The sequence below is a fragment of the Paenibacillus solani genome (assembly GCF_001277345.1).
In the GTDB taxonomy this organism is placed as follows: Bacteria; Bacillota; Bacilli; order Paenibacillales; family Paenibacillaceae; genus Paenibacillus_AQ; species Paenibacillus_AQ solani.
The window spans coordinates 1,345,467-1,370,070 of the sequence record NZ_LIUT01000001.1; the positions used below are offsets into that span (position 1 = coordinate 1,345,467).

34 protein-coding genes and 2 pseudogenes are annotated in these 24,604 nt (G+C 46.1%); 34 read left to right on the forward strand and 2 right to left on the reverse strand.

Annotation, left to right across the window (positions count from 1 at the left end):
- Positions 1–94: 94 nt before the first annotated feature.
- The 23 genes and pseudogenes from AM231_RS06080 to AM231_RS29415 all read left to right on the forward strand — a co-directional run.
- Positions 95–748: pseudogene (locus AM231_RS06080) on the forward strand (phage major capsid protein); the annotation flags it as partial.
- Between the two features lie 44 nt (positions 749–792).
- Complete coding sequence (locus AM231_RS29405) at positions 793–1,137, forward strand: hypothetical protein (protein ID WP_207383535.1); 345 nt, start codon at positions 793–795, stop codon at positions 1,135–1,137.
- Positions 1,138–1,178: 41 nt separating this feature from the next.
- A complete protein-coding gene (locus AM231_RS06090; protein ID WP_054401690.1) occupies positions 1,179–1,448 on the forward strand; it encodes a head-tail connector protein in 270 nt (89 codons plus the stop codon).
- On the forward strand, positions 1,445–1,774 hold the full coding sequence (locus AM231_RS06095) for a phage head closure protein (protein ID WP_054401691.1): 330 nt from the start codon (positions 1,445–1,447) through the stop codon (positions 1,772–1,774). The genes AM231_RS06090 and AM231_RS06095 overlap by 4 nt, the downstream gene beginning before the upstream one ends.
- Entirely contained in the window at positions 1,771–2,202 is a 432-nt protein-coding gene (locus tag AM231_RS06100) for an HK97 gp10 family phage protein (RefSeq protein ID WP_054401692.1), read from the forward strand. Before AM231_RS06095 ends, AM231_RS06100 begins: the two co-directional genes overlap by 4 nt.
- Positions 2,203–2,640, forward strand: a complete 438-nt coding sequence (locus AM231_RS06105; RefSeq protein ID WP_054401693.1) for a phage tail terminator family protein — start codon at positions 2,203–2,205, stop codon at positions 2,638–2,640. It abuts the gene before it with no gap.
- Positions 2,641–2,643: 3 nt separating this feature from the next.
- Positions 2,644–3,720 carry a phage tail sheath C-terminal domain-containing protein gene (locus AM231_RS06110; RefSeq protein WP_054401694.1) on the forward strand — a complete coding sequence of 359 codons (1,077 nt, stop codon included), beginning with the start codon at positions 2,644–2,646 and terminating at the stop codon, positions 3,718–3,720.
- A gap of 26 nt (positions 3,721–3,746) precedes the next feature.
- Complete coding sequence (locus AM231_RS06115; RefSeq protein WP_054401695.1) at positions 3,747–4,172, forward strand: phage tail tube protein; 426 nt, start codon at positions 3,747–3,749, stop codon at positions 4,170–4,172.
- A 55-nt stretch (positions 4,173–4,227) separates the two neighbouring features.
- Entirely contained in the window at positions 4,228–4,626 is a 399-nt protein-coding gene (locus AM231_RS06120; RefSeq protein ID WP_054401696.1) for a phage tail assembly chaperone, read from the forward strand.
- Positions 4,627–4,649: 23 nt separating this feature from the next.
- Positions 4,650–4,796 (forward strand): hypothetical protein, encoded by a 147-nt coding sequence (locus AM231_RS29410; RefSeq protein ID WP_207383536.1) that lies wholly within the window; start codon positions 4,650–4,652, stop codon positions 4,794–4,796.
- 33 nt (positions 4,797–4,829) lie between these two features.
- Positions 4,830–7,163 (forward strand): phage tail tape measure protein, encoded by a 2,334-nt coding sequence (locus tag AM231_RS06125; RefSeq protein WP_054401697.1) that lies wholly within the window; start codon positions 4,830–4,832, stop codon positions 7,161–7,163.
- Between the two features lie 3 nt (positions 7,164–7,166).
- Complete coding sequence (locus tag AM231_RS06130) at positions 7,167–7,589, forward strand: hypothetical protein (RefSeq protein WP_054401698.1); 423 nt, start codon at positions 7,167–7,169, stop codon at positions 7,587–7,589.
- A 17-nt stretch (positions 7,590–7,606) separates the two neighbouring features.
- Positions 7,607–8,572, forward strand: a complete 966-nt coding sequence (locus AM231_RS06135; RefSeq protein WP_207383537.1) for an XkdQ/YqbQ family protein — start codon at positions 7,607–7,609, stop codon at positions 8,570–8,572.
- Positions 8,572–8,838 (forward strand): DUF2577 family protein, encoded by a 267-nt coding sequence (locus AM231_RS06140; protein WP_054401700.1) that lies wholly within the window; start codon positions 8,572–8,574, stop codon positions 8,836–8,838. The genes AM231_RS06135 and AM231_RS06140 overlap by 1 nt, the downstream gene beginning before the upstream one ends.
- A 2-nt stretch (positions 8,839–8,840) precedes the next feature.
- Entirely contained in the window at positions 8,841–9,278 is a 438-nt protein-coding gene (locus AM231_RS06145; protein ID WP_054401701.1) for a DUF2634 domain-containing protein, read from the forward strand.
- Positions 9,271–10,332 (forward strand): baseplate J/gp47 family protein, encoded by a 1,062-nt coding sequence (locus AM231_RS06150; RefSeq protein ID WP_054401702.1) that lies wholly within the window; start codon positions 9,271–9,273, stop codon positions 10,330–10,332. The genes AM231_RS06145 and AM231_RS06150 overlap by 8 nt, the downstream gene beginning before the upstream one ends.
- On the forward strand, positions 10,325–10,873 hold the full coding sequence (locus tag AM231_RS06155; protein WP_054401703.1) for a putative phage tail protein: 549 nt from the start codon (positions 10,325–10,327) through the stop codon (positions 10,871–10,873). The genes AM231_RS06150 and AM231_RS06155 overlap by 8 nt, the downstream gene beginning before the upstream one ends.
- Positions 10,873–11,853: a hypothetical protein gene (locus AM231_RS06160; RefSeq protein ID WP_054401704.1), complete on the forward strand. Its 981-nt coding sequence runs from the start codon at positions 10,873–10,875 to the stop codon at positions 11,851–11,853. The genes AM231_RS06155 and AM231_RS06160 overlap by 1 nt, the downstream gene beginning before the upstream one ends.
- A gap of 14 nt (positions 11,854–11,867) precedes the next feature.
- Entirely contained in the window at positions 11,868–12,332 is a 465-nt protein-coding gene (locus tag AM231_RS06165; protein ID WP_054401705.1) for a coiled-coil domain-containing protein, read from the forward strand.
- Positions 12,333–12,379: 47 nt separating this feature from the next.
- Positions 12,380–12,511, forward strand: a complete 132-nt coding sequence (locus tag AM231_RS30175; protein WP_278044609.1) for a hypothetical protein — start codon at positions 12,380–12,382, stop codon at positions 12,509–12,511.
- A gap of 81 nt (positions 12,512–12,592) precedes the next feature.
- Positions 12,593–13,054, forward strand: coding sequence for a phage holin family protein (locus AM231_RS06170; protein ID WP_054401706.1), 462 nt, complete (start codon positions 12,593–12,595; stop codon positions 13,052–13,054).
- Positions 13,051–13,779: an N-acetylmuramoyl-L-alanine amidase gene (locus tag AM231_RS06175; protein WP_054401707.1), complete on the forward strand. Its 729-nt coding sequence runs from the start codon at positions 13,051–13,053 to the stop codon at positions 13,777–13,779. Before AM231_RS06170 ends, AM231_RS06175 begins: the two co-directional genes overlap by 4 nt.
- A gap of 511 nt (positions 13,780–14,290) precedes the next feature.
- On the forward strand, positions 14,291–14,467 hold the full coding sequence (locus tag AM231_RS29415; protein WP_207383538.1) for a hypothetical protein: 177 nt from the start codon (positions 14,291–14,293) through the stop codon (positions 14,465–14,467).
- Positions 14,468–14,532: 65 nt separating this feature from the next.
- On the opposite strand, the gene AM231_RS06190 is transcribed toward AM231_RS29415, so the two are convergent.
- Positions 14,533–15,081: an Ltp family lipoprotein gene (locus AM231_RS06190; RefSeq protein WP_242615072.1), complete on the reverse strand. Its 549-nt coding sequence runs from the start codon at positions 15,079–15,081 to the stop codon at positions 14,533–14,535.
- Positions 15,082–15,832: 751 nt separating this feature from the next.
- Here AM231_RS06190 and AM231_RS06200 point away from each other — a divergent pair.
- From AM231_RS06200 to AM231_RS06215, 4 genes are all read left to right on the forward strand, one after another.
- Positions 15,833–16,096 carry a basic helix-loop-helix domain-containing protein gene (locus AM231_RS06200; protein ID WP_054401712.1) on the forward strand — a complete coding sequence of 88 codons (264 nt, stop codon included), beginning with the start codon at positions 15,833–15,835 and terminating at the stop codon, positions 16,094–16,096.
- Between the two features lie 340 nt (positions 16,097–16,436).
- Positions 16,437–17,030, forward strand: a complete 594-nt coding sequence (locus AM231_RS06205) for an RNA polymerase sigma factor (RefSeq protein WP_053488756.1) — start codon at positions 16,437–16,439, stop codon at positions 17,028–17,030.
- Complete coding sequence (locus AM231_RS06210) at positions 17,027–17,629, forward strand: anti-sigma factor family protein (RefSeq protein WP_054401713.1); 603 nt, start codon at positions 17,027–17,029, stop codon at positions 17,627–17,629. The genes AM231_RS06205 and AM231_RS06210 overlap by 4 nt, the downstream gene beginning before the upstream one ends.
- A gap of 27 nt (positions 17,630–17,656) precedes the next feature.
- Complete coding sequence (locus AM231_RS06215; protein WP_054401714.1) at positions 17,657–18,244, forward strand: histidine phosphatase family protein; 588 nt, start codon at positions 17,657–17,659, stop codon at positions 18,242–18,244.
- A gap of 66 nt (positions 18,245–18,310) precedes the next feature.
- On the opposite strand, the pseudogene AM231_RS06220 reads toward AM231_RS06215, so the two are convergent.
- A pseudogene (locus AM231_RS06220) lies at positions 18,311–19,069 on the reverse strand (class I SAM-dependent methyltransferase).
- Between the two features lie 357 nt (positions 19,070–19,426).
- On the opposite strand from AM231_RS06220, the gene AM231_RS06225 reads away from it, so the two are divergent.
- The 7 genes from AM231_RS06225 to AM231_RS06255 all read left to right on the forward strand — a co-directional run bounded on the left by AM231_RS06225 (position 19,427) and on the right by AM231_RS06255 (position 24,598).
- Positions 19,427–20,575 carry a hypothetical protein gene (locus AM231_RS06225; RefSeq protein ID WP_054401715.1) on the forward strand — a complete coding sequence of 383 codons (1,149 nt, stop codon included), beginning with the start codon at positions 19,427–19,429 and terminating at the stop codon, positions 20,573–20,575.
- 112 nt (positions 20,576–20,687) lie between these two features.
- Entirely contained in the window at positions 20,688–20,867 is a 180-nt protein-coding gene (locus AM231_RS06230; protein WP_006209497.1) for an IDEAL domain-containing protein, read from the forward strand.
- 103 nt (positions 20,868–20,970) lie between these two features.
- On the forward strand, positions 20,971–21,408 hold the full coding sequence (locus AM231_RS06235; RefSeq protein ID WP_054401716.1) for a DUF2487 family protein: 438 nt from the start codon (positions 20,971–20,973) through the stop codon (positions 21,406–21,408).
- A 168-nt stretch (positions 21,409–21,576) separates the two neighbouring features.
- A complete protein-coding gene (locus AM231_RS06240; protein WP_053488750.1) occupies positions 21,577–22,122 on the forward strand; it encodes a QcrA and Rieske domain-containing protein in 546 nt (181 codons plus the stop codon).
- 15 nt (positions 22,123–22,137) lie between these two features.
- Positions 22,138–22,809 carry a menaquinol-cytochrome c reductase cytochrome b subunit gene (gene qcrB / locus AM231_RS06245; protein ID WP_006209500.1) on the forward strand — a complete coding sequence of 224 codons (672 nt, stop codon included), beginning with the start codon at positions 22,138–22,140 and terminating at the stop codon, positions 22,807–22,809.
- Positions 22,810–22,830: 21 nt separating this feature from the next.
- Positions 22,831–23,715: a menaquinol-cytochrome c reductase cytochrome b/c subunit gene (locus AM231_RS06250; RefSeq protein ID WP_054401717.1), complete on the forward strand. Its 885-nt coding sequence runs from the start codon at positions 22,831–22,833 to the stop codon at positions 23,713–23,715.
- A 250-nt stretch (positions 23,716–23,965) separates the two neighbouring features.
- Positions 23,966–24,598: a DUF1405 domain-containing protein gene (locus AM231_RS06255; protein ID WP_054401718.1), complete on the forward strand. Its 633-nt coding sequence runs from the start codon at positions 23,966–23,968 to the stop codon at positions 24,596–24,598.
- Positions 24,599–24,604 lie beyond the last annotated feature (6 nt).

Here is a 24,604-nt window from a genome sequence, read left to right on the forward strand (position 1 = left end):
TTATTTTCTTAAGTATATAGAAAAGTACCCCGTAGGATAGACCTTTTTTAGGTGTCTACTCTATGGGGTACATTTCAATACGAAGGTATCCTTTAATTACTACGGCCTCGAATGTAAGGTGGCCATTTCGCTGCTAGCGGACACCACGACGCTGGAAGGGTTTGAAGCCACGATTACAGAGCTTATTGTGGAAGCCATGATTAAGGCCATTGATTTGGCCGTTGTTCGCGGGGATGGGAACGGAAAGGCCAAAGGCATTCTGAACGATACCCGGGTACCGGCTGCGCAAATTGTCACGTTGACCGATGCGGAATTCACCTCGTGGGAAGGTTGGAAGAAGAAAGTGTTGGCCAAGCTGCCGTTAGCCTATAAGGCAGGGGCGACCTTCATTATGGCGTCCTCAACGTATGAAGGCTACATTGATGGGATGACCGATGACCAGGGTCAACCAATCGCCCGTACCAACTACGGTATCACAGACGGTCCGCAGGGACGCTTTAGCGGCAAGGAAGTCATTGAGGTAGAGGAAGATGTCCTTCCGTTCTACGACGATGCTGTTGCGGACGAAGCGGTGGCTATCCTGTGCAACCTGAAGAACTACGGTTTTAATTCGAATCTTGAAATGCAGCTCTTCCGTTATTTTGATCATGATACAAACGAGTGGGTGGACAAAGCGATTCTGATTGCTGATGGCAAGCTGATCGATCCAAACGGCGTGGTCATCGTCAAAAAAGGTACAACAACTTAATCCAGAGGGCGCTACGCCCTCTTTACAGAAAGGGATGAGCCATTATGGCACGAGGCAAGAAGATAACCGCCGAAAAGGCGGAAGAAGTTAAAGTTGGTGAGGAAGTGCTGGTCATTTGGAAAGCGAATCGCCCACTCAGCATAACAGAACATGAACAACTGTCCGAGAAGATCCGTTTTGAATCCGAGCATAGCGGCGCTAGAATCGTTCTGGCGCCGTTTTCGGTTGAAGTGTCGGTAGATGTGCAGAACACGGTGAAAAACGCTCCTGAAGGCTCACGGAAGGTCACAGAGGACAACCCGACATCAGAGGACAGCGTTCCCCCAACAGGAAGTTCAGAAACTTCCGAATCGAATCCACCAACAGGAGATGTCACAGGGAACGAATAAACGAAATTCCCAAGCGATTGGGAGTATGAAGGAGATGGACCATGAACCTTCAATATGTAAAGCATTACCTTCGGGTGGATTATGACGAAGATGACCTTCTGATCACCGGTTTTATTGCCGGTGCAAAGGAGTACCTTCGGGGCGCGGGTGTGCCTGATCAGCAGGATAACGAGCTGTATAACATCGTGGTTCTGATGCTGGTAGCATTGTTCTATGAAAACCGTGAAGTCACGGACAAGGATATTAAAATCCCGACCGTGATCCAGAACTTCATAGTCCAGCTGAGTGTCCAAAGCGGGGTGACGCCATGAACGCGGGCAAGATGCGCGGGAGGATTAACGTCTGGCACAAGGAGAAGTTTCAAAACGAGATGAAACAGACGGATTACCGGGATGCCGTGTTCAAAGAGGTATGGGCCGAAATCATTCCGCAAACAGCGACATTGCAGCGGGCGCAAGCTGAAACATTGCTGAGTAATACCACGCATAAGATCATTGTCCGGTATGGAAGCGGGAAAGACATCAAGCAGGATATGTGGATCACTTTTAAGGACCATCGGTTTGATATCAAATTTATCCTGAATCCGTATTTCCGGAATGCTAAGCTTGAAATCTTTGCCGAGGAAGTGATTCGATGAGTCGCCGCGATGGGTTTAATTTAGCCGAACTGGATGAATTCAGTTCACAAATGCTGGACCTTGCAACGCGGAAGATGCCGCGAGAAATCCGGCAGTTTATGCGCGCCGAAGGAACGAAGCTACGGCGGATGACGGTATCCACGGCACGGCGGGAAACCAAAAAGCGGACAGGTTCCTATATCAAAGGTATTAAGCGGGGCAAGGTGTACTTGTATGAAGGGGATACGCTAGCCATTCGGGTGTATAATTCATCGCCGCACGCGCATCTGATCGAGGACGGTCACCGACAAGTGACCAAAGACGGTCGAGCGGTCGGGTTTGTTCGCGGGAAGCGGGTATTTAAGAAGGCCCAACAGGCTTTTGAATCTGAGTTCGCTAATGACTGTTTGGAATTCGTGGATGAATTGCTGGACAAAGGACTGAGGTAAATGGTCACACTGAAAGAAATTATCACGGCGATCAATGAACGATTGATTGCCATCGCTCCGGACGTGGAGATCCAAAGCAACGACATCAGTGAGGGGTATCAAACCCCCTCATTTTTTGTTGAATTGGAGGACGTTCGCAGTGCTCAGTATGGTAGTTGGGGCCGGGAACGAAGTATCCCCGTGGTTATCTATTATTTTCCTACCGAACGACAGCACAAGCAAATCGAATTGCTGGATATGCAGGAAAAGCTAGAACAGGGATTTATCAAGCCTTTCGAAATCATGAAAGGATTTACGGTCTTCCCTTCGGAGCTAAATGCTACAAAGACGGACGGGGTGCTTCAGTTCAGTTTTGATTTATACACGCTGGAATATGACCTGACGGAAACCGGGGAAGACATCACCGAATTGCATTTAAACATAGAAAAGAGGGATTAAGCGATGGCGATTGGATTACCAAGTATCGATATCGTGTTTAAAAAGCTGGCCGCTACGCTGGTACAGCGTTCCGCTAGGGGGATTGTAACCCTCATCGTCAAGGATGACACGGATACCACGTATGCGGTGAAAGAATACAAATCACAGCTTCAGATTGAAGCAACCAAGTTCACCGCAACCAGCGTGCTGTATATTAAGGACGTATTTCAAGGTGGAGCTGCAAAAGTCATTGTGGTGCCTGTGGCAACAAGTAGCGTGGCGGTGGTCGGTGATGCCATCGAGCGAATCGGCAGCCGCAAGTATAACTGGATTGGTCTGGCTGATGGGGCCAACGATGAACAATTGGATTTGACCGCCTATGTCAAAGAGCAGGAAGGAGCGGGTAAGAGCATTAAGGCTATCGTCTTTAATGTTACTGATCCGGATTGCCAGCATGTTGTCAATTTCGTGAATCCGAGTGTTACAACGACAAGTGGTAAGGTAACCGGAGAAAAGTTTGTTTCCCGGCTGCTGGGGCTTTTGGCAGGCTTACCGCTTACCCGATCCAGCACGTATTATTCCTTTGCTGATGTAATTAGTGTGGAAGAACCGGCAGATGTCGAAGCGGCTGTCAATGCCGGGAAATTCGTGCTGTTCAACGATGAAGAGATTGTCCGAGTGGCCCGCGGGGTTAACTCACTGACTACTCTTTCCGCAACGGTGTCGGAGGACTTCAAGAAAATCCTAATTGTTGAAACGATGGACTTGATTCGGGAAGACATTTCCGGGACGTTTAAGACTGATTACCTGGGCAAGTTCAAGAACAAATATGATTACCAGGTGTTATTGATCACGGCTATTAACAGTTACTTTTCGGCCTTGGCTGGGGAAGACATCCTGGACAATACCTTTGAAAACAAAGCGTTTGTGGATGTGGAAGCACAGCGGGCGGCATGGGTGGCCATCGGCAAAACTGAGGCGGAAGATTGGGACGAACAAACCGTCAAAAATAATACGTTCCGGAGCAATGTTTATCTGAGTGGCAATATCAAAATCACCGATGCTATGGAAGATTTTAAATTTAACGTTGAGCTTCAGTAAATTGAACGATTGGGGGAAATACCACTATGAATCCGTATATGGGGAACCATGTCGTAAGCGGCAACGATTCAGCCGTTTGGGTGAATAACGAAGTTTGGCCGGATTTCAAATCTATTGAATATAAAGTGACGGGTGAATTTGAAGATGTTACGTTCCTGGGTGATTCACGGACCTATAAGAAATATATGGGTTATAACGGTGAAGGAACATTAACATTCAACAAGATGCGGAGCCGGGGTGCATCGATTATGGGGGATGCATTTAAATCCGGCATCATGCCGGATATTAAGATTGTGACCAAAATCTTAAATCGGGCAACCGGAAGGTCCGAACGTGTGGCACTACTCGGGGTCATCTTCTCAGAGTTTGGTTCCAGTACGGAAGCGAAATCCATTGCTGAAGAAGAACTTCCATTCACGTTCTCGGAATATGAAATCTTAGAAACTATGTAATTCAAGAGGGGAGCGCCGAGCGCTTCCCTTTCACATTTAAAGGAGGTATTTAGAGATGGCAAACAAAGATAGAGATGTAAAACTGACATTAGAAGCACTGATTGCGAAGAAAGCAGACAAGGAAGCGGCCCGTAACCGATCCGAAGATATGTATATTGAAAGCTTGGACGGCAGCATCACGGTGACGGCTCCTAACCGGAGTATTTTTTATAAGGCAGTAGACATGGCGGAAGATACTTTAGAAAGCCAGGTATATTCCAATATGTTCCTAGTCTATAACGCCGTTAGTCTGTTTAGGAATCAGGAGCTACTCGAAGCATACGAAGTCGTTGATAATGTGGAAATCGTGGACCGTCTACTTACGGTTGCTGAAATCAAGGAAGTGGCCAACAAAGTCATGGTGCTAGGTGGGTTCTCGAAACCCGAAGAGGTGCAGGAAGAAATAAAAAACTAATCAAGCATGATCCGGATCTTCGCATGATGGGATTTTATGTGTTGCGGGGTCAGGATCATGAGAAATTGCTGCGGCTCTCTGAGATGGAGAAGGCGGTTTATTTCGCCTGGATGGAACTTCACTATGAAGAAGAAGCCAACAAATATAAGCAACTCCTGGGGGGCAAATAGCCCCCCTATTTTGGTTTGAGGGGGTGGCCTGCATTGGCGACCAAAACGATTAACACCGTCCTAAACCTCAGAGACAAGTTTTCATCCAAGCTCAAGCGGGTATCCGATAACACCAAACAAAACGGTCGGCAAATGAAGCTCTTGAATAACCATGTCGATGACTTCAAAAAATCATCCTTGGCTAGTTTTGGTGCAGCAGCCAAAGCCGCTGCGGGTGTAGGTTTAGCCATTGGTGGTATTACCCTGGCTGCGGCCGGCATTTCGGGTAGCGTTGACTTTATTAAAGAGTATGGAAGTTCCTTCGATAACCTGAGAGCAGCCACAGGCGCAACCGCCGAGGAAATGGCATCCATGAAAGATCAGCTCACGGACTTGTATAACAACAACGTGGGTGAAGGCTGGGCGGATCTAGCCGACTCCATGACGATTGCTAAACAGGTAACGAAACAGACCGGGGAAGAGCTGAAGAAGACCACAGCTTATGCGGTAGGTTACCGGGATGTATTCGGGGAGGATGTCACGCAGTCCGTGAAAGCAGCGGATACGATGATGAAGAACTTCGGCATTACCAGCGAACAATCTTTTAATCTCTTGGCCCAAGGTGCGCAAAATGGCTTAAATAAGTCAGATGAATTACTGGATACCGCAAATGAGTATAGCGTGTACTTCAAAAACCTGGGCTACTCGGCCAATGAGATGTTTGATATTTTCGGGACAGGGCTTGAGAACGGCGCGTTTAACCTGGATAAAGTCGGGGACGTAGTTAAGGAATTTAACATCCGTATCCAGGATGGCAGCGATAAGACCGCTGATGCCCTGGGGGCCTTGTTTGCTCCTGAAGGCATTGAAGATTTCACGATGGCGTTAATTAATGGTGGCTCCAAGTCTGCCGAATACATGGAGCTGCTAAAACATGTGTCATCTGATACCGCAAGTGAGCTGGTGAAAAATCTGAAGGAAGGCGGTAAAGGCGGGGAAGATGCGTTTATAGCCCTGTCCGGCATTTTAGGGGATGGCGAAAAGATTATGGCGGATCTCCGATCCGGTGCCATCCAGGGTAAAGATGCCATGCAGCGCGTCATTGCGGAACTTCAGAACATTGATGATCCGGTTTATCGTTCCGCGCTGGGTGTGGAGTTGTTCGGGACTCAGTGGGAAGACCTAGAGAAAGATGTGGTAGCTTCCCTGGGAACCGCCCGAAAACAGTTTGATATGACCAAGAACACCATGGGTGAAATCAACAAGATCAAATATAACAGCCCTACACAGGCCCTGAAGGGCATTGGTCGTTTAATTGAAACCTCGGTACTCATCCCGATTGCAGACAAGGTACTGCCGAAGCTCAGCGAGTTTGGTCAATGGTTTAAAGATCATACACCGGAGATCAAAGCGGCCATTGATTCAGCCTTTACGAAGGCGAGTCAGATCATGGACGGCTTCTCTGAGGCGCTGGGCTGGGCCAGGGATAACGCGGATTGGCTTATTCCGGTGCTTGGTGGTGTGACAGCAGCTATTGTGGCTCAGAAAGTCGTGGGGACCGTTAGCCAACTGTATAAGACATGGACAACCGTCACCAAAGGTATGACCGTTGCGCAGATTGCTTTGAATATTGCAGCCGCAGCCAATCCTTTTGGCATGGTTGCTATTGTAATTGGTGCCGTAGTGGCGGCAGGCATTGCGCTATGGAAGAATTGGGACACCGTGAAGCTGAAGGCGCAGCAGCTGGGTGGGATGCTTAAATCCGTGTGGGGCAGCATTAAAACGTTTATTGTGAATACGGTAAGCAGCGTAGGGAATTGGTTAAATTCGTTCCCCCTTGGTCAACAGTTCCTGGAGACGGTTCGCGGGGTCGTGAGCAGCACGAAGCAGATTTTTAGCGGTATTATCAACTTCCTCAAATCAGTCTTTAAAGGTGATTGGGACGGGGCATGGAATGGGATCGTGGAGTCCTTCAGCGGAACGTTCAGCTTGATTAAAACGTATGCCAAAGCACCGATCAACGCCATTATCGATATGATTAATGGTTTGATCGATAAGGTCAACGGAATCAGCGTGGATATCCCGGAATGGATGGGCGGCGGTACATTTGGGGTGAGCATCCCGAAAATCCCGAAATTCGCACTCGGGACAAGCTACTTTAAAGGTGGCTTAGCGCAGATCAACGAGCGCGGCGGTGAGATTGTAAATCTGCCTGGCGGCAGTCAGGTCATCCCTGCAGATAAGTCGGAGAAGATGATCAACGGCAACAGGGGCAGTGTGAGTATCAATATCATCGTGCAAGGCAATCTGATTGGCGAGGAAGAGGAAATCAATCGGCTCATGAATAAAGTCGTTCCTAGAATCCAGCTGGCTTTAGGAAATGTATAGGGGGTGTCTAAGACGGATATTGTGTTTGCAGCCAATAGTTTTGAAGAAATGCGAAGAATCCCCATTTTACCGCCAGAACTAAATATCGAACATCCCTGGAACAATGAAGAATTTGAAACGATCAATCTTGGCACTATCAATCTGATTGGTTTGCCAGGGCTGCGTACACTCAGTATTGAATCCTTCTTTCCTGTACGCCCTTATCCTTTTGCGAAGGATAAGCGTATGGCCTGGTCATATGTTCAGTTTTTTAGGAAATGGCGGGAGAAGCGGGTTCCGCTGCGTGTAATCATTACAGATAATGACGAACGCGAATTATTGAATATGCCGTGTACGATCGATAATTTTGTTCATGGACCCGACCGCAGCGGGGATATTCGCTATTCACTGGAAGTCAAAGAATTTAAGTTTGTGAGGGTAACGTGATGCATCAGATACTTTTGATGAAGAACGGGAAAAAGCAGAATGTCACGCAGCTGATCGGAAGCCTAGCATGGTCCAGTAATATCGATGCTTTAGGTGAGGAACTAAGCTTTAATTATGCTTATAACGATAGTCAGTTTTTCAAGAAATGGGATCTCATCGAAGTGGGCGATCAAGTCGCCCTTTTCAATGAGGGAAAATTCTTAAATTACTATGTTGTGATCACGGATGCCATGAATGGCCGATTCGGAAAATCCTTCACCTGTTTTGATCGTTCTTGGTACTTAAACAAGAATGAGACGGTGATCCAATTTAAAAAGGCAGCGGCTTCCCAGGCCATCGCTAAGCTGCTGGATAAATTCGGTGTCAAACATCAGATTGCGAGTATGCCTACACTGATTACGAAAATCTATAAAGAAGAGCTGGTCAGTGATATCATCGCGGATATATTGGAACAGGTGTATCAAGAGACAAAGCAAAGATACCGAGTGGAGATGAATAAAGGAATACTGACGATTCAGAAAATGTCTGACTTGGTGATCAATCCGATCAGCAGACTTAGTGATAATACCTATGCTTTTCCAGTGACGGACACGATCAGCAACCCGAGCCGTGAGCGCAGCATAGAAGAGATGAAAAACAAAGTGATCGTGGTTTCCGAAGACGAGAAATCCACTAAAGTGTTCGCTGAAGCCTCGGATCCAAAAAGCATCTCGAAATATGGACAGTTGACCGATGTTGTCACGGTCGATAAAAAGAATGCGTCCCAGGCTCGAAATATTGCGGCGAATACGCTCAGTGAAATGAACAAAATGGGAGAAACCATTTCATGTGAGATGATCGGGCATGATGAGATCCGAGCGGGGAGGATTTTGAATATGAATGAGCCGGTGACCGGCATTGTCGGGAAATACCTGATCAAGTCGGCCAGTCATACGGTGAATAATGGGATTCACAAAGTGTCTGTCGAATTGGAGGCGGTTTGATGGATAAGTGGGATGTTATGCTGGCTAATCTCTTTAAAGAGCGAAATAATCCGAAGGCACAAGGCATCTCTTTAGGCAAAGTCATATCCGGACTTCCTAGCTTATCCGTATCGCTCGGAGACGAAATTATATTAGATACGGAAGATTTGGTTATTGCCAATCGGTTGTACCACTTGCCAACCGCCTTGACCGAAGGGGATTATGTGATCCTGGTACCGGCTCCCAACGGGCAAACCTATTACGCACTCGACAAGGCAGGTGAATAAGCGTGTTCCCGGAATTGGAATTTGATGAAGCTGAAGAGACTTTACCCGCAGCAACCATGGGTAAGGTTTTTTTATTTGACTTCAAAGAACAAAAGTACGTGCTGAAGGATGGTAAGCCGGTAGAAGCTTCATATGAGGAAGCGATAAAACAATGGGTGTCGATGGTCTTAATCACGGAAACGGACAAATACCCTGTCTACGGTCCAGAATTCGGGATCGGCATCGCCAAGTTTATTGGCCGGAAGGATATCCCCCTAGCAACAATCACATCCGAAGTCGGACGACAAATCACGGAAACGATCGTACTCCATCCGGAAGTGACGGGGATTGAGGAATTGAACGTTAAGCGCGGTGAAGGAAAGGCAATCTTGTCTTTTAGGATTTTGACTAGACGGGGAATCATCGACGGTTTTGAAAGCGAGGTGAGATACAGTGGATGAGGATAAGGTGTCCGAATTGCTTGATCAGCTATTGAGTTACATTGATCCTTCTTATGATAAGTCAGAAGGGTATCTGATTCACGATATGCTCAAGAGCGTGGCGATTGTCCTGTTGGAGCAAAAAGGTGATCTGGAAGGCATTAAGAGATTGCTGGACGTGGACAACCTTACAGGAGCGCTGCTGGAAGCATTCGTCAAGCAACGGAAAGGAATTACTCGTACACCGGCTACATATAGCTCAGGAATGCTTCAGGTGACTGGAAACGGCACGGTTAACGTAGGGGATTTGTTTGAAACGCCTTCTGGTGTGCAATTCGCAGCAGCTGAGACGAAGATGATCACGGGATCAGGCACATTACAGGTGAAAAGCGTTATGTCCGGGCCTGTTGGGAATGTTCCAGCGGATCAGATTACACAGATGCCTGTGACGCTCCCAGGGATAACGGCCGTCACCAATCCGAAGCCGACCGATGGGGGATATGCGGCCGAAACCGATGATAGCTTGCGTGAACGATATTATATTGCTGTCCGGACACCACCAACGAGCGCGAACATTTATCACTATCTGCAATGGGCGAAAGAAGTGTCCGGTGTCGGAGGGGCCAAAGTTTTTCCAGTAGAGCGCGGTGATAATACGGTTGAGGTGATTATTATCGATCAAGAGAAGCAGCCAGCGGCCCCGGTTCTGGTCGATCAAGTTCAAAAGCATATCGATCCGGGTAGCACTGGCCTAGGGGAAGGCGAAGCGCCTATTGGCGCGAAATGCTATGTTCTCTCTGCCGATCCATTAATTTTGGATATCTCCGTCAGTGTGACAATGGCGGGCGGGTATACACAGGATGAGGTGCAGGAGAACATTCGGGATTCGATATCCGTTTATCTGAAAAGCATCGCCTTTCAGCTAAACTACGTTTCTTTTGCCCATATCGGCCAGGCTATACTCGACAGCGTAGGCGTGGAAGATTACGCCGGATTGCTGGTGAATGGAGCTATCGATAACCCTCAAGTTGGAGCCAAGCAGGTTGCAGTATTGGGGGCGGTAACGCTTGTTTAAAGATAAGCTAAATCGAAATCTCCACAAGATTGTTCGTAAAGATCCGTTGACCAATGAAATTAATGGATCAATCGGCCTTTCTTTAGACAATTTCGAAGTTGAAATGAATTCGCTCTTGGCCCAGCTGAACATTGATACAGCTACTTGGGCGCTCAGCATCTACGAGAAGGAGCTAGGGATTCGGACGGATCTAAATAAGCCGCTCGATGAGCGCCGGAGCGTGATCAAAAGTAAAATCCGCGGAACAGGGAAAATCGGGGCAGCTCAGATCAAAATTGTGGCTGATGCTTATTCGAATGGCGATGTAGAGGTAACGCTGGAACACGGAATCCGTATTGAATTTACCAGTACTTACGGCATACCGCCCAACGTGGATGACCTGAAGCGAATGGTCCGCGAGATTGCCCCGGCGCATCTCTCCATTAACTACGTGTTCCGTTTTTATACGTATGGGGAAATGACAGCAACAGTAATGACCTATGGGCAAATCAAGGCTACAGGTTTGACATATAAGGAAATCAAGAACAAGGGGCTGATGTAATGGCAACAACGCCGAATTTAAATTTGCCATTGATTGACGAAAACACGGTGAACGATGTGCCTCGGGATTTTAATGCACTAGCCGAGGCGATTGATGTCGCCGTGGGTGGCGTAGAGACTGAAATTGAAGGTTTAAAGCAATCTGGCGTTGACGGTAAAAACCGATTGGAAACCGCCATCATCGCCAAGAAAGGGACGGTTTCCAAACAAGGGCAGGTTGCCACGTTTGCAGAGTTGGATACAGGGATTCGTTCAATACCTGTCGGGATTGACACTAGTGACGCCACAGCAGCGGCCGGGGATATCATATCTCCTAAAACAGCTTACGGTCCTAACGGCAAGATAACTGGTACCATCCCGGATAGAGGCGCTGGCGGTATTGTTACGCCTGGAACAACAGACCAGACTAAAGCAGCTGGACGCTATACAAGCGCGATTACAATCAAGGGAGAGCCAAACCTGATTGCGGGTAATCTGCCGAAAGACAAGACGTTTTTCGGTATAACTGGTCTCCTGGAACGAATGACCACAGCCGAGAAGCAAGCTATAGCTAATGCGATTACTGGAAAAGGCGTGGCTGCTTCCGTGAATGATACGAATACCGTATTGGCTAATAAAATCGGTCAAATCAAAACAGAGCTAAAATCAGCATCTGGGTCCCTAACCGTTCAAAGTGTAGACAATTACCCGTACCAAGTCACAAATTTGGCCTTCAAACCCGTACTAATCGTGGCGCATGTATACTTAAGAATTGGCTCCACCTATACAGCTACAACAAGAGGTTATATATTTGCTGATGCTTTTGGGTTCCTAAGTGAAGCTGCAAAAATTGATTATCATAATCCTAATGAACAAGAAAGTAGTGGGTCCAGTTCTGTGGCGATCGCTTCAGCGCAATTCGGAAGCAATTCCGTTACTTTTACACTCAGTTCAAGACTTTATTATGCTTCTAATATACCTTATGTAGTGTATGGGATTTAAAGGGAGGTGCAAAGATGAACTTAGGTCGAAAAATTTATTGGGACAGTATCACAGGTGGAATAATCATTGATCGGATGGAAATGGAAGGATCAGTGCGTGAATCCACGGTTGAAGAAGACTTTCAAACATATATTAAATTGGCCGAAAAAGCACCAGAAACAGTACTCGGGATACTACTCGACCACGGTAAATACTCACAAGATTTCGATGAAAGTGTATCATTCCACATTGTTGAATCTGCCAATCCGGTTGAAGGCATTACAACATTAATCGGCGAAAAGCACTATGATCTTGAATTCCAGTATCGTGATCCGAATGATCCAGGAACCCCTCAAGAGCCGAAAAAGCCGTTGTCGGTAGAGGTCGAAGCATTGAAGCAGGAAAATACTCTGCTGAAAGCGCAGAACAGCGCATTGACGGAACGAACGGAATTTATTGAAGACGTCATCGCAGAGATGGCCACACAGGTTTACCAGTGATACGCCGGTTCCTTTATTGGATACTCAGGAAAGGAGGTGGAGGCGATATGATGGCGATGTTTTTTGCTCAACGTGTGATTTTGAACAAAACCAAGTTCAGCGAGGTTCCGACAAGCTTGCAGCCGGGTGTACGCGATATCCTGGTTGATAGCGATCTGGAATTCCTTATCGAAGAATAGTTTCACCAGGAGCGCCGCAAGGCGTATTTTTTATGCCCCTGGGTGGTCCGGGGGCATCCATTATAATTAGGGGGAATTTACGTGGATAAATGGAAAGCAATATTCAGCTCAGCCGGGGCCGTCTTGGTCCCGGTTTTTGATTTTATGTATGGCGATAGTGAAGCCGTAATAGCTATTATGACCGCCTTGCTCTTTTTCGTCATTATGGATTGGTTGTCCGGCGTTCGCGCCGCCAAGCGCGATAATACGTATGGCAGCCGCTACGGCCTGGATGGAATAGCACGGACATTTTTTATTTTGTTGCTCCCAGCTGGTGGGCATCTCCTGGATGTCGTTTTCAACTTGCCAGGAATCATCTTTGGAGCGCTGGCAATCGGGACACTGTATCATGTGGTTCAAAGTATGACGGCTAACTCGATCCGGGCAGGTTGGGGCGACCATCTACCATTGCCGGTTTTGAACGCGATTATCGATTGGGTGAAGTCGGAGCTGGATAAAAAGATTCAACGTGCAGAGTCACGGAAAGGGGGAACCACTAAATGAAAAAAGTCTGGATCGATGGCGGTCACGGCGGTAAAGACCCAGGAGCTGGCGCCAACGGGCTTCAAGAAAAGAATATTGTTCTAACCCTTTCGCTCGAAATTAAAAAACAGCTGGAACGTGATTACGAAGGCGTTCAAGTGTTGCTGTCCCGTTCAACGGATGTATTCCTTGAATTGTCCGAGCGGACAGAAGCGGCAAATAAAGCAGGCGCTGATATCTTGGTATCGATCCATTGTAATGCAGGCGGTGGAGATGGCGGTTTTGAGTCTTTCCGTTATACCAGCGCTTCAACTGCTTCACGTTCCCTGCAAAACGTTCTTCATACCGAGATTATGGCAGCTTTGAAGCCTTATAACATAATTGATCGTGGACAGAAAGCAGCGAACTTGCACATGTGCCGTGAATCTAAGATGCCAGCAGTCTTGACCGAAAACCTGTTTATCGATGTTACAACCGATGCGGCCAAGCTTAAACGTCAGGATGTCATTGATGCGTTGATTACAGGGCATGTCAACGGGATCGCGAAATACTTAGGGCTGAAGAAAAAGGAGGGCGCGGCGGTGGTGAGTGATAGTGTGAATGTCGTAGTTGACGGAAAGCAGATCAAGGATGGAAAGCTAGAGGACGGTGTAACCTATGTACCACTCCGGGCAGTAAGCGAGGCGCTGGGTGCAAAAGTAGGGTGGGATAACAAGACCAAGACCGCAACCATTACAACTAAATGAAGTGATGTTTACAAAATGTCCCAAATGTATTAAAATGTTTCTAGCATTAACGGAAACACCGTGGTGTAAACCGATGGCATCGGTAAAGAAGTCCCCGCTGGTCTCAATACTGGCGGGGACTTCTTTTTTATGTTATTATACGGGAACATACATTCGTACTACAATACATCAAAAGGGGGTATTAAGGTTGTCAAAAGTTTATACCAAAGAGTTCGTTCAAAGAGTAGATGCCGTTTTTAACGAAATATTAGGCTACTATGAAGAGCGCGATGGAAATCTGGATGACGAAGACCGGCCAGCTGTGAAGTGTCCGCGCTGTGGTGAAGATACTAAATTTTACGGCTGTGTATGGAATTATAATAAACACATCCACCTATATTGTGAAAAATGTGGATGTTCGATCCGGCAGTAAGGTATGTTACCAGACCGTGAACGTAAGCTGCTCCGGATTCTTATAAATTACCCAAGCCCTGTACATAAAAGCCGGATGCCTGATTTTAAACGGTTAGAGATGATGACCGGATGGAAACGTCCGGATTTACTGAGAGGGCTTCATTACCTGGAGCACCAAGGATTTATATTGTGGCCGGAAAAGTCAACGACAGAGGGAATCCAGATCATTCAGACAGAAGTGCTGGAGAAATCGACGTCGAGAAAGAGCAATATAGACTACTGGACGAAGTACTAATAATCCCAAGCGTTTGGAAAATTGAAGACCCTACCGGCTATGTGCTGGTAGGGTCTTTTTTTATCTTATTCTAAATTATCTATCGCGTATTTCGCTTCTTCCTTAGTAAATTTTTCACCGTATTCAGAAATCAATTGATCGTAAATAGCATCATCTGACATATTCATAGATTCTGCATACTGTTTCGCTTTTATTAATGCATTTTCTTTCCAATCGAATTCAATGTTATCGATAGCATATTGAGCAGCTTTCTTAGGAAAATTCTCTCCGTATTCAGAAGTCAATTGATCGTAAATTCCTGCCTTTGACATACTCATAGTTTCCGCATACTGTTCCGCTTTTATTAATGCCGATTTATGTTCCCTAGGGACATCATCTTCTTTTGGTTCCTCTTTGGGTTCTTCTTTCGGCTCTTCTTTTGGCTCTTCTTTTTTAACATCTTCTTTGACACTAGTTTGTTCAACATTTTTCGCTTTGGTATCAGGCTCAGAAACTACTTCCTTGTCCGGTGCAGCTTGTTTTGGTTCTTCTGAATTTCCAAGATTACCTATGACCCCAACCACAATAACAATAAGTACCCAGAACCACCATTTCTTATAAAGCGGCTTCTTCAAAACGTTCTTCCCCCAATTCTGAGATATTATGACAAACATAGTCTATCAGAACTAGGATATTTTTACCACATTACATATGATTTTTTGTGAGGAAACTGGATTACTCCTAGGGAGCAGCGTCTTCATTCTAAGCTTGGATCATCTAAAGACGATCTCCAGCCGAAAAAGCCACTAAATAAATCATTTAACATACGCCTATACACGAATGAGCGTATTATTATGTATCCATGCAGAGGTAAATTAACCGTTGATAAGAACGTATGATCCCGTTAATATTAACTACAAGTATAATCAGTTAATATTATCAATTAATTACCAAACCGTTTATGACAAAAAACGACAGACTAAAAGCGTAGTATGGTAGTACAATTTAGGCATATATTACCTGTTTAGAACAAATTGTTCTAATAGTCTCGAGAGGGTGCGGAACTAATCCGCGTCTTGCTCTATCCACTCGTATAGATCTTCCATTTTGCACTTGAGTATCTTGGATGCAGTATACATATCTTCTGGCAGCATAATTCGCTCATTTGTGCAAAAATGGGATATCATTCTTTGGGATCTCCCTGACTTTATGGCGTAGTCAGTTTGATTTAAACCTCTGGCTGCGAGTAGATAAGGAAGCAAGCATCTCCCTCTGGAGACGCGTTTCAAAATGTTGTTTCTCCTTTCAAAGGTGAATCATAATGAGGTAAATTGTACCATGTTGAAAAAACTCAGTAAACATCACAGAAATTCAGGAGGGGTAGTTATGCTGATAGAATGGATAGAACCAGCAAAAGAAAAAAGAATATGGGAAGTTGTGAGAATGTGCGAGGACGAGCATAAAGAATATTATGATCAGTTTAATGAAGCTTTGAATAGGTTAAGAAAACACGTTCCAATTCATGTTATAGATGATCTAAATAAATTAGAGGACTTATTCCTTCAAAAAAACTCTTCATTAAATACAGCATATAATTATGGATTCAGTGATGCCTTAAAACTTAGTAAAGAACTTAGGGACTTAATATAAAAAAAACACACTTTGAGGAAAGGAGTCTCCACTCCTATCCAAAATATTGCACAGTGTGCAGCCGCCTTCAATGTTGAAGGCGGATTTTTTTTGCCTATTTTTCAATCTCTGGAAAACCTACTGGCACAAACCTGAACTTTTCTCCAATATGTGCTATAATGCTAGAGTGCTAGTGTAGAAGATTTGGGGAAATTGCCATATACATAGAATAGTCAGACATCATGAGGCGTAACTATATATGGTTTGACGGTACTTTTGCAAATCCTTGATTTTGCAGCCTTGAAGTAAGCACAGGGTTAAGGAAGAGGCACCGGTGGGTGAAGGAGGAACGATAAATCATATGACGGATTCCCAACTAATACAGGAAATTAAGCAAGGCAATACGGAATTATATTCGGAATTAATGAGGCGTTATCAGAGAAAAATATTGGCGTTTGTCTATCATATGTTGAAGAGCTCGCACATGGAGCTTATGGCTGAAGATTTATGTTCGGAAACGTTTTATAAGGCTTTTCGAAGTCTGCATTCTTTTCGTGAGGTTGATGCATCCTTCTCGACTTGGCTTTACACCATTGCACGCAATACCGTACTGAGCGAACTTCGGAAGCATCGCAGCGGAACATTGCCTCTGGAGGAAAGCGGGGTTGTACCTGTGGCTCCGCCGGAGGTGGCACCGGAACAAGCGATTCTTCGCAGCGAGCGAGTACATATGGTTAGAGAAGCAATTAATAATTTACCGGAGAAACAGAGGTCAGCACTGATTCTTAGGGAGTACGATCAATTGGATTATCAGGAAATCGCAGATATTTTGGGTCAAAGCGTCAGTTCGGTCAAATCGTTGTTATTCAGAGCCCGCGGCAGTGTCAAAATCCAGCTCGAGCCTTATTTTTATGAGCCGGTCTTTGAAGATATGAGAGGGATGAAGAGTAGATGACCTGCGATGAAGCCCAAGAGCTGATGGAAACTGTCTGGGATTTGCCTGACAATGATCTGCGGCGACAACGGCTGATGGCGCATGTTCAAACCTGCCAGTCATGTGCGGTAGAATATGAGATGTGGACGGATAGTCAGAATATGCTTCATGAGTTGGAGCATGAGATTCCGGATTTGGACGCTGAACAGATCAATCGCAATGTGATGGACCGCATTTATCGTGACTTCCCATGGCTGGTGGAGGAAACCTCCAAGAGCCGTGCTGTGAGCCGGGTGTTCCGTAAACGGTTGACTCTCATGATTGCAGGATTTCTGGCGTTGTTTGTTTGCAGCGTCGTCTATTTTGCGGTGACGGGCAGCCAGCCCGACTCCGTACCGGAAGCGGTCACGACAGGGATTATGCCAACGGGCATGGCCGACACACCTCAAGGAATCAAAATTAAAGATGATTATAAAATTCCGAAAACCAACAGCGGCATTATTGACCCGTTTGTGGTCGATATGAATCCCACTCAACCGGAGTATTGGATGATTTTATCGCTGCTGGGTATCGGTTTCGCTTTGTTTTTCCTGGCAAGACTAAACCGGGTTAGAAGATAAAACGAGATAGGATGGAGGAGAGGCGTCATGCAAATCGGCTTGGTCCGGCATGGATTAACAGACTGGAATGCCTTAGGCAAAATTCAAGGTCAAACGGATATTCCGCTTAACGAAGAAGGTCGTAACCAAGCTCGGTTACTTGGAGAACGGCTTCTGCAGGAATCTTACCGCTGGGATTTTGCGATTAGCAGTGGTCTCTCCCGTGCTGAAGAGACGGCAAAGATTATTTCTTCCATGTTGAATATTCCGCTGCTGCCTCCTGACCACCGCTTGCGCGAGCGCAGGTATGGCCAGGTTGAGGGATTAACGGCCGCTGAGAGAGAGGCGCGCTTCGGTACCGACTGGCATTTGCTGGACCTGGGTCAAGAAACGGATCTGGAATTGCAGTCAAGGGGACTGGTATTCCTTGATGACATGAGACTTAAGCACCCGGATGCGAATATTCTGGTGGTTAGTCATGGCGGCTTTTTAGCACAGCTATACAAGCTGGTGTGCCGAGGTGTCCTGAGCGAGCGTATTGGCAATCTGTCGCTAACTGTTTTAGAGAGAAAAGAAGATGATTGGGCGCCTCTACTATTTAATTGCACCAAGCATTTGATGACGAAGCAATTTTAATATTGAAGCAGCAGAAGGAGCCTTCCCCCTCAGGAAGGCTCCTTCTTAATTGTTCTTCAAAGAACACTACGCTTCTGCAATTAAAACAAACCGATGCTGGAGAACCTCGAAATATCCCTTACTTTCAATTATATGATGAATACGAAGTAAAGGCTCCAGGTAGCGCTCCACTGTAAAGTCGGGGATTTGCCAAGGGATTGCTTTTTAGTAATAGACCAAAGCGCCGATATCAAAAAAACGCTGAAGCGGAAAGTCCTCCCGACTGAAGGTCACGTTAAACTGGTGGTTCTGAAGTTCTTGGACTGCAGTGGTCATATTCCAATGAGCAAACTCCTCATTCAGCGGGACACCGAATATTTGGTTGATTCCGTAACAATCGGTTCCTCCTGCTTGCTGGGTGACAAACACACCATGCTCATTCAGAATTCTTCTTATTTCGGCGACGGAATAGGATTCATGCTGGTTAATGATAAGGTCGAAATAATGATCCTGCAGCGGAAGTGAAGTATCTTCTTCATAATAAACAACCTTTACACCAAGCGGTTCTAGGTTTTGCCTAGCGATCGGCACATTCGGCTTATATCCTTCGGTTGCATAAACGGTAGGCGGGAGTGGCTGAAGGCTGGATAAGAATTCGCCGCCGCCTGTACCCATGTCCAGCATCGTTGAGGCATTTCGCATCAACGGGATCACCATGCTGCCTAAAGACCAGGGCAGGGTGCTGGACTGCATGCGATTTGAAGCCGTGATGCGTGAAAAGTCCCATCCTGAAAAATGCTGTTCCGTTTCTTGAATAAAGGTTAAAAATGCAGGGTCTTTGATCATCTTTGAAATACCTCCAAGCAAAGAGTAATGTGTAGTGTAGTGTCATTAACCGAACTGCTCTAGCAGGAGGTCCTCGGATGCTATTCGCTCCAAGTTATAATTCATGTTCTGGATTTCTCACGCGCTAACTCCTCCCTTGTTTTAGTAAAAAACTCCGTTTAATGTATTCTTTCATCGTATTAGTTGCAGTATTTCATCAGCGAAATTTCTTGCTGTAGTTAGTAAGTATTCTATCATTTAATAAGAGAGCATAGTCATTTCTATATAACATAAAAATTTTTAGTAATTCGAAGTGGATCAGGTATCAAAAGTCCAAAAGCTTCCCATAATGGTTGTAAAACGGTGAGGCGATGGAAGATGAATCTAGCGGATATGCTTACGTATGCCGATATTGGACAGCTTAGCAATATTGCGAATCACTATGGGTGTGACGCAAAGCGTAATTCAAAGCATGACCTGATACAGAGCATATTGTCCAAGCTCGGGCGAAGAGAATTCTTTGCGGAACAGGTTCGCGCCCTGTCACCCGCCGATTTGCGGTTTCTGAATCATCTGGCCTTTGACACTCGAACAGGGTACAGTCTGGAAGAACTGACTGCTGCAATTCGCCGTACGGCAGATTCGGAAGAGGGAGACAAGCCTGCTCCTTTGAAGAAGCAGCCTGCCTCACAGGCAGAAAGCCCGCGGGATGTTGTTGCCCGTTATCGGAGAAGCGGCTGGCTCTTTAACGGATTTACCCACTCCACCAAGTATTTGTTTCAAGTTCCGTCGGATTTGAAGGAGCGTTTTCGGGAGGTTCTACGTGAACGGCTATTTCAAACGCTGGAACGATTGCCGGATGACCCGGAGGTATATCGGGATGAGCAGGGATTGGCTACGGAAGATCTGCTACTGATTCTTCGATATATTGGCAAACATGAAGTTGAGCTGAACCAGGAAGGATTCATGTATAGGCGAAACCAGCAGCAGCTTCTGAGTACATTGCATATTACGGAGCCTCTGATTGCGAAGGGGGCATGGCGTTTTGGATATGGCCGATCCTGCATTGAATATCCTGATCGGCTCGCCCTGTTGTATGATTATGCCTACGCAAAAAAATGGGTCAGCGAGAATAATGCGCGGTTGAGCCTGAGTGAAGGCGGAGCAGCGCTTCTTGAGCAAGGAAATCAAGTTGGCGTGATACAGATATTCCGCTTTTGGTTAAGACTCTATAAAGGCGCTATACCCAATCTTACCTCACTTGTTTATTGGATTAGTCAATGCGCCAGAGATTGGGTAACGGCAGCCTCTTTATACGAATCGCTGGGCTGGCTAATTCGTCCCTACTATTATGATAATCCGCAAAGCATTATGGAAATCCGGATCATTCGGATGCTGATGCATTTGGGGATGCTCCGGATAGGGGAGAGCCATAGCAGGGGAACGTCGTATAAGATGACCGCCCTTGGTTTGAAAGCGGCGGAAACCTGCGTACATATCAGCGATTCGAATGAGTTGATCCTCTAGCATAGTTGTATCGTCGTTATGTTCGCAGCAGAATGGAAAACTTGATGCAAGTAAAGCAAACAAAGGGAAAGAATATAGAGAAATGCAAAATTTAGTTTGGAGGTGCATCCTAATGGATAAGATGAAGGTTACTTACGAGGTTATGTTAGGTCTGGCGGCCGAGATGGTGTGGGACGAAGCCTTGCGCAAGCATCGGAGTGAGGAGCTCTATAAAGAAATTGACGAAGCGCTGGCTTCCGGTGACGAAGTGGCTTTTCGAAACCTGACGGATGAACTGAGGACTTTGAATTGAAGAAATGCTTTTTACGCATTTCTTCTTTTTTTTGCCTAACCTGTATCCCACTTGTATAATGAAGACAAAATCATTAGAAGTGAACAGAAAGGATGTACCTCGGATGAAATTTAGTGAAGTGGATGAGCAGACTTGGCCGGAGCTAATGCCTTTTTATGACACCTGTCTCATTCCGTATACGGGATTAACAGGTTTGGAGACACCATGGGAAACGACAGCTGCGCTTGAGCGTCTTCGTGATTTTATGGATTTGGCAGAAATTCCGTTTAAGGGAAGATTGGTTACATATCCTGCTATACAGTATGGAAAGACTGATGATATACAGCTTCTAAATGAAGTATGTCACAATGTCAAATCCATCGGCTTCAAATTTGTAATCGTTATGACTGTTGATACAATTCTGTCTGAAGAACAGGTCACGGAGAGCACGTTAGTCCTGTCACAGCGCAGGTTGGAGGGGATTGATGGTATTTCACTGCCAGCTTTGATATCAAGCCGGATTAGTGAAATGTGGCAGCAGGAAAGCCGAGTCGAATTGTGACAAAAAACCGACAATTTGTGAAGGTGCTATTGGAAGCGAACCCAAATATGGGGTTCAAATTCTTGACGGTCTTGGGTGCCTAAGATATTATTAGTATGTCCTAGTACGTCGTGTGATTTTAATCATTGATGACACTTAAGAACGGTTGACAAAGGGGGTTGAAACAGAATGAGCAGCAACCACAATGACGAGCATGCAGAATCGCACAATCCACCCCGACTGAAAGAGATGTCCCGCAGACAATTTCTTACATACACGTTGGGCGGTGCCACAGCTTATATGGCTGCTGGAGTAGTTTTGCCAATGCTCCGCTTTGCTGTTGATCCGATTCTTCAAAATAAAGAAGAAGGATCTTTCGTAAAGGTCGCAGAGGAGAGCAAAATTACCAACGAACCACAAGAATTCCATTTTGAGCTTAAACAGCAGGACGGCTGGTACAACAGTACAGCTACTCTGACGGCGTGGATTCGTAAGAACGATCAGGGTGAACTTGTAGCGCTTTCACCGATTTGTAAGCATTTGGGATGTCTGGTTGGATGGAATAACAACAAGAATTTCCCGAATGAGTACCACTGCCCTTGCCACGGTGCACGTTATACACCTGACGGTAAGAACCTGGCAGTTGCACCAAAGCCGCTTGATCAGTACGAAACGAAAATCGAAAACGGCTGGATTTACCTCGGCGCAATTGTGCCAAATACCGTAGTTAAATAGGAGGCGTAGATTCAGATGTTGAAGAATGTCTACAACTGGATTGATGAACGTCTCGATATCACGCCGATTTGGAGAGACGTTGCGGATCACGAGGTACCGGAACACGTAAACCCGGCGCATCATTTCTCCGCGTTTGTGTATTGTTTCGGCGGCTTGACGTTCTTTATCACCGTAATCCAGATTCTGTCAGGGATGTTCCTGACCATGTATTATGTACCGGATATCATAAACGCTTACAACAGTGTTGAATACCTGCAGACGCAGGTCGCTTTCGGGCAAATTGTCCGCGGGATGCACCACTGGGGCGCAAGTCTGGTTATCGTGATGATGTTCCTGCATACGATGCGCGTGTTCTTCACCGGTTCTTACAAAGCGCCGCGTGAAATGAACTGGGTTGTTGGTATGCTCATTTTCTTTGTTATGCTCGGTCTTGGTTTGACAGGTTACCTGCTGCCATGGGATAACAAAGCATACTTCGCTACAAAAGTTACACTGGAGATTGCGAACTCCGTGCCTTGGCTTGGACCAATCATTAAAGAATTGCTGCAGGGTGGTACGATTGTAGGTGCTGAAACGTTGACCCGTTTCTTCGCTATCCACGTGTTCTTCCTTCCGGCTGTCCTTCTTGCATTGTTGGTAGGACACTTTATTATGATCCGTAGACAAGGTATTTCCGGTCCACTATAAGAAGAAGGGAGGCGCATATTTATGGCACATGGTCATAAATCTGATGAGAAAGTAGTATTCGTCGGTGATTCTCGTGTAAAAAAAGGCAGCGGATGGGTTACACCGCCTGATTACACCGCTTATCCCGGCAAATCAGAAGCGTTCATTCCTAACTTCTTGTTAAAGGAATGGATGGTTGGTGTAGTTGTACTGGTCGGCTTCCTTGTGCTGACCATCTCGGAACCGGCTCCACTTGGATATCCGGCAGATCCAGGAGCATCAGTAATTCCGATGCCGGACTGGTACTTCCTGTTTCTGTATGAGTATTTGAAGCTTCCATATGCTTCCGGAGATTATGTCGTGCTCGGAACACTCGGCGTATCAGGCGTTGCCTTTGGTGCATTGCTGCTTGTCCCATTCCTCGATACGGGGAAAGAGCGGCGGTTCTACAAGAGGCCCATTACTTCGGCTCTCATGATTCTGTCGTTGTTTGCAGTCATTTATTTGACGAATGCTGCATGGACGCACTATACGCATGAGCTGGAAGCTACCGGACAGAAACCGGAGCACATTCAGCGTGAAGAAGAAGCGAAGGAAAAACACGCAGCAGGACTTCCAACGTCCAATGCGAAACAGTCTGAGGACAGTGTTGTGGCCATTGTTGATAAGGATAATCCAGCGATGGAGACCTTTAAAACGGCGACATGTATCTCTTGTCATGCTGCAGATTTGAAAGGGGCCTCCGGCCCATCCCTTCGTGGTGTAGGGGATACCCACTCGAAAGATGAGATTGTGGCTATTATTAATAATGGCCAAGGCAATATGCCGCCAATGAAAGACATAGCACTTGGAGCAGGCGTCACGGAAGAACAACTCGATCAGTTGGCTGAATGGCTTGCAAGCCAGAAGGCAGACGCAGCCAAGTAAGTTGCATAGAAGAACCTGACCGTTTACGGTCAGGTTCTTTTTTTAGGACATATATATATAGTAGAAACTTTGCGGCTCTTATCATTCTACTTATGGATGCGAAGACTGCCTGCGCTCATACGGAGATTCTTTCCTGAGACATCGTCAGTCGATCTTTTTCCCGATTGGCAGATGAAATATAGACGGGGTTTAGGTATAATCGGCTATAGTTGTTACTAATGAATACACAGTCAAGTCAGGAGGACAGAGTTTGTCTATATCGCATCTTTGGAGTCGGGAGTTTCTTAGCAAACGATCAATATTATGGTTGCTATCTATATGCAACATTCTTGGAACGGTTTATGGATACATATGGTATGGTAGCCAAATGGTTGATACGGTGAGCCATGGCTACATATGGCAGGTCATTTTTGTGCCGGATAGCCCAACAGCGAGCTTGTTCTTCAGCTTGGCACTGCTGCTGCTGCTCTACCCGCCAAAAGTGCTTGGAATCGGTCTGTTACAACAATTTATTGAGGCACTTGCCGTTGTCACATCGGTCAAATACGGGATTTGGGCGGTTGCTATCATCTTTGCCGGACAAGCACAAGGAGATGTGCTAGTATGGCAGGACTGGATGCTTGTTGCATCACATACGGCAATGGCCGTAGAAGCGCTTATTTTTGTTCGATTGTTTCATTACCGCTGGACAGCGCTTGCCGGTGCGATTGCCTGGACATTGTTGAACGATACTGTGGATTATACATACGGAGTATTTCCTTGGCTGCCAGGTCAGTTGTATGACCACCTATCCGCAGTCGAGCTGTTCACTTATCTTTTGACACTGCTCAGCGGTTTCGCGGCTTGGTATTTCATGAAGAGGACGCACGCCAAACGACGTTAGTCCGTT